Raw genomic sequence first — 8,144 nt, 5'->3', positions numbered from 1 at the left:
AAAACTTAACCTAAAAACTATGCGGAGTAAACTGCTGGTCTTGTCTTTATTTTTGAGTGTGCTTTGTGCAAAAGGACAGGAGCTTACTATTCCTCAACTTTCCCAGTACTTGGCGGACAATCCCTTTGTAATGTCCCCAACATATGCTGGTATTGGTGACCATATCAAAATTAGAATTAATGGGTTGACCCAATGGGTGGGCATTGAAGATGCCCCAGACACACAGTCCTTGGCCGCAGATGCCAGGTTGGGCAATAGGTCTGGGTTAGGAATGTTATTATACAACGATAGCAATGGTGAAACAAAACAAAGAGGGGCAAGGGTCTCTTTTGCCCACCACTTAACCATTGATAGATATGATGATGAGTTTTTATCTTTTGGTGTCTCCTATAACTTTAACCAATTTAGGATAGATATTGAAAATTTCATTGACAACAACGATCCTGGGGTAATAGACGATAGAGCAACAACAAACCACAATTTTGATATAGGAATTATGTACCGAAAGGATAAGTACTATATAAGCGCAAATGCCTCCAATGTTTTACCAAAAGACCTAACAAAATTTGATACGCAATTTGAACCGAACAAATTAAGAAACTACTACATATATACTGGGTATAGTTATTCTAAAAGTAAAAACAGCAATTTAGAAATAGAACCTTCCGTTTTTTTTCAATGGTTTGAAAGTGATGGCCGATCTGTAACCGATGTAAACACAAAATTTAGGTGGCACGATTTTGAAGACTATTATTACGCTGGGGTTACGTATAGGTTTTTAAATGACCAAATTGGTGATCCGCTTTACATTGCACCAATTGTGGGCTTAAAAAAGAATAATTTTTACTTTGGATATTCATATCAAATAATCCTAAACGAAATTTTAGGTTACAGTACCGGAACCCATGTTGTTACTCTAGGTGTAGATCTTTTCCAAGGGTTGAGCAATTGTAGGTGCTCATTTTAACCACATCTTCTTTACATTAACTAAGTTTGCATAAATTTCGATAAAATTTATGGGTGTAATCAATGTAGATAATATTCGTGTCTATGCCTTTCACGGCTGTCTTAAAGAAGAAAGCATTATTGGAAGTGATTATTTGGTTAATGTTTCTGTGGAGGCTAATCTAACAAAAGCATCTACCTCTGATGCTTTATCCGATACAGTGGACTATGTTCATATAAACCACGTGGTAAAAGAAGAAATGGCCGTTCCTTCCAAACTATTGGAACATGTTGGAAAAAGAATTATAAACAGGTTATTTTCTGAAATTTCGTTAATTGAAAAAATTTCTGTTTCTGTATCCAAAATAAACCCTCCAATTGGAGGGGATGTAGAAAGCGTTACCGTTTTGTTAAAGGAAAAAAGACCTTAATTTTTCCTTTTTTAGAAACTTAAAAAAATAGTACATTTGCAGCCTTAATGGCATCGTGGCCGAGTGGCTAGGCACAGCTCTGCAAAAGCTTGTACAGCGGTTCGAATCCGCTCGATGCCTCAAAAAACCCGTCAGATTTGACGGGTTTTTTATTTTCTTATTCTTTCTATTTCTTTTTCAATATTCAACTTGTCCTTTGGTAAAAATCCCTTGGTTATCAATACTAATCCACAAATAACCAATATAATCCCGAGACCTTTTTTAAGAAGTACTATTCTTTTAGAAGTAAGTTTTCTTTTTAATTGCTTTGCAAGTAAGATTTTGAATATGTCGGTTACAAAATAAGCGGCAAGCATTGCGGAGAAAAAAGTAACTATTCGTTTTGGGTCATTGTCTAGGCTGGGGCCAACAACAATAATGATTCCCAACCAAAAAACCAGAACCCCTATATTAATAAAATTCAACAAAAAACCCTTGACAAAAAGACCTAGATAGTTTTTAGAGATTTTAATTTTTTTATCATTCTCCTTTGGGTCATTTTTAAAAAAAGTAGTTACTCCATAAATAAGTAAAATTACACCACCAAAAACAAATAATCCCGGTTGGTTACTTAAATTCTCCAATAATTGGAAACTACTGAAATAAGCAGTTAATATAAAAATTGCATCGGCCAGAATAACACCTAAATCAAATGATACAGCTGCTCTAAATCCTTTTGTTGCACTGGTCTCCAATAAAACAAAAAATACAGGGCCAATAATAAAGCTTAAGATAAAGCCTAAGGGAATTGCCGCCTGTATATCTTCAAACATTGAACTATTCTTTTACATTCTGGTTACCTTGCCACCAAAAATTGTTTTTTCATCCATTTTTGTTGGATTACCATACACTAGTACTTCTCCTCCGGCCTTAACGGTAGCTTTAACATAATCTGTGGCAAAAATACTTGCATTGGATCCCGCATTGACACTAATGGTGCTATATTCTGTTTTTAGCTCTTTTCCATTATATACCCCACCAGTATTAATATTTACATCTTGAAGCTTAGAAGTACCCTTTGTAGTGATAACACCACCCGTAACCGCTTTTACCAGTATTTGTTCCACTTCGGCATTTATATGCAATTCTCCACCTTCTTGTGCCCTAAGCTCAAGAATATCTTGTGTTATTTTTTCCTTTAATATTATTTTGGCATCCTCATTGACATCAATCACAGTTAAAGTTTCTGTATAATATAAATCAATAAATGTTCTATAACCACTGAACAATTTATTGATTTCCATTCTTATCTTTAAAACGCCTTGATTGTTTACAATAGCAACTTTTTGGGTATTTGCCCCAGTAATTACCGCCCTATTTTCATTGGACTTAATTAAGTTTATTGACAATCCATCAAAGCCCTTAACTTCAGTAAACTTATCTAGAGATTGTATTATTTCTTCTTTTTGTGCTGTACCCGAATAAATACCTACACAAATAAAAACTAATAAAACTATCCTTTTCATTGATTTGGTTTTTAAAGTAAAATCCTACAAAAGATAACTAATACTATACTAGAACACTGTTTTTATTGGTTTATTTTATCCAACAAAGTAAAATCCAAATGTCTTTTTATTAAATCTGTGCTTTTTACCATTACGGTAACTGTGTCGCCTAATTGATATACTCTACCTGTTCTTTCCCCAACAATGGCATATTGTTTCTCGTCAAAGTTATAATAATCGTTTTTTATATCTCTAATCCTCACCATCCCTTCACATTTATTTTCAATTATTTCTACATAAATACCCCATTCGGTAACTCCAGATATCACGCCTATAAATTCCTTATCCTGGTGATCTTGCATAAATTTTATCTGCATATATTTTATAGAGTCCCTTTCTGCATTAGCCGCAAGATTTTCCATATTGGACGAATGCTTACATTTTTCTTCATACACTTCTGCCTTTGGAGAATTTCCTTTATCAAGATAATGTTGCAATAACCGATGTACCATTACATCTGGATATCTTCTTATGGGAGAGGTAAAATGTGTATAATAGTCAAAAGCTAAACCATAATGGCCAACATTATCTGTTGTATAAATTGCTTTACTCATACTTCGAATAGCTAATGTATCCACTAAGTTCTGTTCTTTTTGACCTTTAACATCCTCCAAAAGCCTATTTAAAGAGTCGCTAATGGTCTTTTTATTCTTAAAGTCGAGTTTATGCCCAAAGCGAGAAATAATACCGTTTAAATTCATTAATTTCTCTTCATCTGGCTCATCATGTACTCTATAAACAAATGTTTTTACTGGCTTCTGTTTTCCTATAAACTCTGCAACTTTTCTATTTGCCAACAACATAAACTCCTCTATAAGTTTGTTTGCGTCCTTAGCTTCTTTAAAATAAACACTTTCTGGTTCGTTTTTTTCGTTCAGATTAAAACGAACTTCAACTTTATCAAAAGAAATTGCACCCTCATCCATTCTTTTTGAACGCATTATTTTGGCAAATTTATCAAGAGTTAATGTAGCATCCACCACATCATCACTAACTTGGTAAGCATTCTCTCTTATAGAAACATCTTGTGGAATATTACCATTTTTATTTTCAATTATATACTGTGCTTCTTCATAAGCAAAACGTTCATTGGAGTTAATAACTGTTCTGCCAAACCACTGATTTTTTAGAATAGCTTTGTCATCTATTTCAAAAATTGCGGAAAAAGTATACTTTTCTTCATTAGGCCTCAATGAACAAGCATTGTTGGACAAAACCTCTGGTAACATGGGAACTACCCTATCAACAAGATAAACCGAAGTTGCCCTCTCATAAGCTTCATCTTCCAAAATAGTGTTGGGTACCAAATAATGGGAAACATCAGCAATATGAATGCCTATTTCATAATTTCCATTTTCTAACTTTTTAAAAGAAAGTGCATCATCAAAATCTTTAGCGTCTTTTGGATCAATTGTAAATGTGAGGATATCCCTCATATCCCTTCTCTTCGCTATTTCCTCTTTTTTAATACTTGTATCCAATGTATTTGCATAACGCTCAACATCCACAGGAAACTCATAGGGTAAGCCATACTCAGCTAAAATGGAATGAATTTCTGTATTATGCTCTCCAGGAATTCCCAAAACCTCTGTAATTTCACCTATTGGTGAATCCGCGTCATCCGGCCATTCATTAATTTCTACAATAACTTTTTCTCCATCTTTTGCATTTCCTATTTTATCAAAAGGAACAAAAATATCCGTATACATTCTAAAATCAGAAGGTTTTACGAAAGCAAATGATTTTTGTAAATCCACAATACCTACAAAGGTGGTTTTCTTTCTTTCCACCACCTTATGGACTTCCCCTTCTAATTTTTTTCCTTTTTTTGGAGGATAAATATAAATTTCCACAGTATCTCCATGAAAGGCCTTTCTTAATTTATTATATGGGACAAAAACGTCATTGTCCATTCCTTCTATAATTACATACGCATTTCCTCTTCCTGTAATATCTATTCTTCCTGTATGGTATGATTTTGTATCAGCAATAGCTTTGTACCTGCCGGGATCTATTTCCTCAATTCTCCTCTTTTCTTTTAACTGAACCAATCTTTTTATAAGTTCATTTCTGTCGTTTGCATTATCAATTCCTAATTTCGCCGCAATTTGCTTATAATTAAAGTTCTTTTTTGGTTCTTTTTCAAGTACCGTGAAAATCCCTTTCGTTATCTCATTTTTTCTTTGACTCTTAGCTCTCTTATTCCTTTTAGTCATTAACTTTTAATATTTTGGGAAAATTACAAATTATAATCCATTAGCTTCTCTTAATTAGAAAGAGAGCCATTTTAAATGTTATTAACATATATAAACAAATACATATTTTTCTTTTTAATAATTAATAAAAAATAGTGTTTATGATTGTCTGTTAATAGTCTCTATAAAATTATGGGTAAATATTTGCTCTTAACACAATAATCTTTTTATTATAATTTTATCATTTCTTATTTCTAATAGTTATCAAGAGGTTACGTTTTTTATAAACAAGTATTAATAACTAGTTTCAACATAAATTTTTTAATAATTTAATGTTATGTGAATGTTAATTACGAGGATATCTTGTATTGACAAATTGATACTTACTTATTAAAAGTTTATTTTGATTTATACAAAGTCTTTCATAAGACAATTTATTTTTAAGAAATAAAAATTAAGTTTTATTAATTATAAGTTTACTATCAACAATTTGAGTAAAAAATTAATATGCTGATAATCAATATTTTGAAATTATAAAAATAAGATTGTTAACATCCTATTATTTATATTAATTAAAAGGGTTTTGTACCTTTGTTTATACACTAAAATGTAGATGTTATGAGAATAGCAATAGGAAATGATCATGCGGGAACTGAATATAAACTTGCTATTGTTGGATTATTAAAATCCATGCATATAGAAGTGAACAATCATGGCACAGATGGCACAGATAGCGTGGATTATGCAGATTTTATCCATCCTGTAGCAAATGAGGTTGAAGAAGGTAAGGTAGATATGGGAATTATTATCTGTGGCAGCGGTAACGGAGCTTCTATGACCGCTAATAAACATCAAAAAATTAGATGTGCCCTTTGTTGGAACAAAGAAATAGTGGAACTGGCGAGAGAACATAATGATGCTAATATATTAAGTCTTCCGGCAAGATTTATTTCTTTACCCCAAGCGTTGGAAATGGTAAGAACATTTTTAATTACCGAATTTGCTGGCGGAAGACACGAAAGACGAATAGAAAAAATACCTTGTGTTTAGCACATGGAACATCATCACCATAATCATTCACACGCACATCCAGATTTAAAAGGGAGAAACCTTGTTATTTCCATTCTTCTAAATATTATAATAACACTTACTCAAGTGGTAGGGGGTATTGTTTCGGGTAGCCTTGCCTTACTTTCTGATGCACTTCATAATTTTAGTGATGTACTTTCTTTGATTGTAAGCTATATAGCTACGGTCTTGTCCAAAAAAGAAGCATCCACCAACAAGACATTTGGTTATAAAAGAGCAGAGATAATAGCGGCATTTGTAAATGCATCCACCCTTATTATTGTTGCGGTAATATTAATAAAGGAAGCAATTGTACGCTTTATTTCACCGCAAGAAATAGAATCCAATATAGTAATTTGGCTTGCTCTACTAGGTATTGTTGCAAATGGTTTTAGTGTTATTCTACTAAAAAAAGATGCAGATAGTAATATGAACATGAAATCTGCATATTTACATTTGCTAACAGATATGATGGCTTCGATTGCTGTATTAGTTGGAGGTTTTCTAATGATGTTTTATAAAATATATTGGGTTGATGCATTACTTACACTGCTCATAGCTCTTTATCTTATTTATATGGGATATAAGCTTTTAATTGCATCAACAAAAGTATTGATGTTGTTTACACCAGAAACAATAGAGGTTCAAAAAATAGTATTGGAATTATGCAAAATTGAACCAATAAGGAACGTTCATCATGTTCATATTTGGCAATTAAACGAAGCTGAAGTACACCTAGAGGCACATATTGATTTTAAAGAGGATATAAGTCTTTCCAAGTTTGATACTATTTTGAATGAAATAGAAGAAAAAGTCTTTCACGATTTTGGTATAAACCATGTAAATATTCAACCAGAATTTGGAAAATGTGATAGCAAAAAAGTAATAGTCCAGGATTAAATGCTCGATATACAAATAAAATCCCTTAAGGAATTCACAATAGAAGAACTATATGATGTACTACAATTAAGATCAGAAGTATTTGTGGTTGAACAAGATTGTGTATATCAAGATTTAGACGGAAAAGACCAAAAAGCGTTACATGTTATTGGTAAAAAGGATAACAAAATAGTGGCCTATACTAGAATTTTTAAACCTGGTGAATATTTTATTGAAGCTAGTATTGGTAGGGTAGTGGTCAAGAAAGAGGAAAGAAAATATGGATATGGGCAAGATATAATGAAGGCTTCTATTAAAGCTATTGAGGATAGATTTAAATCACCCATAATTAAAATTTCTGCACAGACCTACCTTAAAAATTTTTATACAAGTTTGGGATTCATAGAAAAGGGAGAAGAATATCTAGAGGATGGAATTCCCCATGTAACAATGATTAGAAAAAAGGTTTAGCAAAACCGTTTACCAACGTTTTCATTAAGAAGGAATTCTAACTTTAAAATCAAATTTACGGGCTTTTCTTTCTTGTTGGATGAAGAGAAAAACAAATAACCTTCATTTTTAGAATTTAATTCATCTATAATCAATTTACCGTTTTGTGCAGTATTTGATTCTATATAAGCGGACAAAGAACTATTATTAATTCCTTTATTGGACAACAATTCTATTAGTTTTTCCCTATTGACAAACGTTATCTTACAAGATGTGAATTTTTCGGGTTCATCGCTATATATGCCCGTAATTAAAGAGTAAAAATTTGTTGATTTGTTTTCATCGAAAAGCCACCCTTTCTTAAGGAAACCACCTTTCTCATATTGCAGCTCAAAAGCAAAAGTGGGCAAGTCATCATTTATATAATCCAATTGTGCTTTTTCGTCAATATAAAAGGAATTTCCAGAACTTTTGTGGGTAAAAATTATATCAATCCCCATAAGTTGGCTTTTTAAATCATGGATTCTTTTATACGTGTAGTTCTTTAAGTAATTTTTGTAGCATTCATCCAACAAAGTTGAAAGCTTTTGTTCTTTGTTCAAGTCGGACTTAAAACTACTTTTTAAATCCAT

General features: G+C 32.2%; 9 protein-coding genes and 1 tRNA gene. 6 read left to right on the top strand and 4 right to left on the bottom strand.

All coding sequences use genetic code 11. From position 1 onward, the window contains the following. Positions 1–19: 19 nt before the first annotated feature. The 3 genes from GGR42_RS09600 (at position 20) to GGR42_RS09590 (ending at position 1,496) form a co-directional block, all read left to right on the top strand. Positions 20–967, top strand: coding sequence for a PorP/SprF family type IX secretion system membrane protein (locus GGR42_RS09600; protein WP_167963270.1), 948 nt, complete (start codon positions 20–22; stop codon positions 965–967). A 49-nt stretch (positions 968–1,016) separates the two neighbouring features. Beyond that, a complete protein-coding gene (gene folB / locus GGR42_RS09595; protein WP_167963268.1) occupies positions 1,017–1,376 on the top strand; it encodes a dihydroneopterin aldolase in 360 nt (119 codons plus the stop codon). A gap of 49 nt (positions 1,377–1,425) precedes the next feature. Continuing rightward, positions 1,426–1,496 (top strand) — tRNA-Cys (locus GGR42_RS09590). 29 nt (positions 1,497–1,525) lie between these two features. Here the strand turns inward: GGR42_RS09590 and GGR42_RS09585 are convergent. From GGR42_RS09585 to rnr, 3 genes are all read right to left on the bottom strand, one after another. Then, positions 1,526–2,188 carry a LysE family translocator gene (locus tag GGR42_RS09585; RefSeq protein ID WP_167963266.1) on the bottom strand — a complete coding sequence of 221 codons (663 nt, stop codon included), beginning with the start codon at positions 2,186–2,188 and terminating at the stop codon, positions 1,526–1,528. A 12-nt stretch (positions 2,189–2,200) separates the two neighbouring features. Beyond that, positions 2,201–2,881, bottom strand: coding sequence for a head GIN domain-containing protein (locus tag GGR42_RS09580; protein WP_167963264.1), 681 nt, complete (start codon positions 2,879–2,881; stop codon positions 2,201–2,203). 62 nt (positions 2,882–2,943) lie between these two features. Continuing rightward, positions 2,944–5,136, bottom strand: a complete 2,193-nt coding sequence (gene rnr, locus GGR42_RS09575) for a ribonuclease R (RefSeq protein WP_167963262.1) — start codon at positions 5,134–5,136, stop codon at positions 2,944–2,946. Positions 5,137–5,733: 597 nt separating this feature from the next. Between rnr and GGR42_RS09570 the strand changes: the two genes are divergently transcribed. The 3 genes from GGR42_RS09570 to GGR42_RS09560 are packed head-to-tail and all read left to right on the top strand — an operon-like array spanning position 5,734 to position 7,533. Next, positions 5,734–6,165, top strand: coding sequence for an RpiB/LacA/LacB family sugar-phosphate isomerase (locus GGR42_RS09570; protein WP_167963260.1), 432 nt, complete (start codon positions 5,734–5,736; stop codon positions 6,163–6,165). A 3-nt stretch (positions 6,166–6,168) separates the two neighbouring features. Beyond that, complete coding sequence (locus GGR42_RS09565; RefSeq protein ID WP_167963258.1) at positions 6,169–7,083, top strand: cation diffusion facilitator family transporter; 915 nt, start codon at positions 6,169–6,171, stop codon at positions 7,081–7,083. Continuing rightward, positions 7,084–7,533 (top strand): GNAT family N-acetyltransferase, encoded by a 450-nt coding sequence (locus GGR42_RS09560; RefSeq protein WP_167963256.1) that lies wholly within the window; start codon positions 7,084–7,086, stop codon positions 7,531–7,533. It abuts the gene before it with no gap. Here GGR42_RS09560 and GGR42_RS09555 read toward each other — a convergent pair. Further along, on the bottom strand, positions 7,530–8,144 hold the full coding sequence (locus GGR42_RS09555) for a hypothetical protein (protein WP_167963255.1): 615 nt from the start codon (positions 8,142–8,144) through the stop codon (positions 7,530–7,532). The genes GGR42_RS09560 and GGR42_RS09555 overlap by 4 nt on opposite strands.

Origin of the sequence: Saonia flava (assembly GCF_011927795.1) — a bacterium.
GTDB classification, from domain to species: Bacteria; Bacteroidota; Bacteroidia; order Flavobacteriales; family Flavobacteriaceae; genus Saonia; species Saonia flava.
The sequence above is the reverse complement of the archived record's forward strand: the minus strand, read 5'-3'. Positions and strand labels throughout refer to the sequence as shown.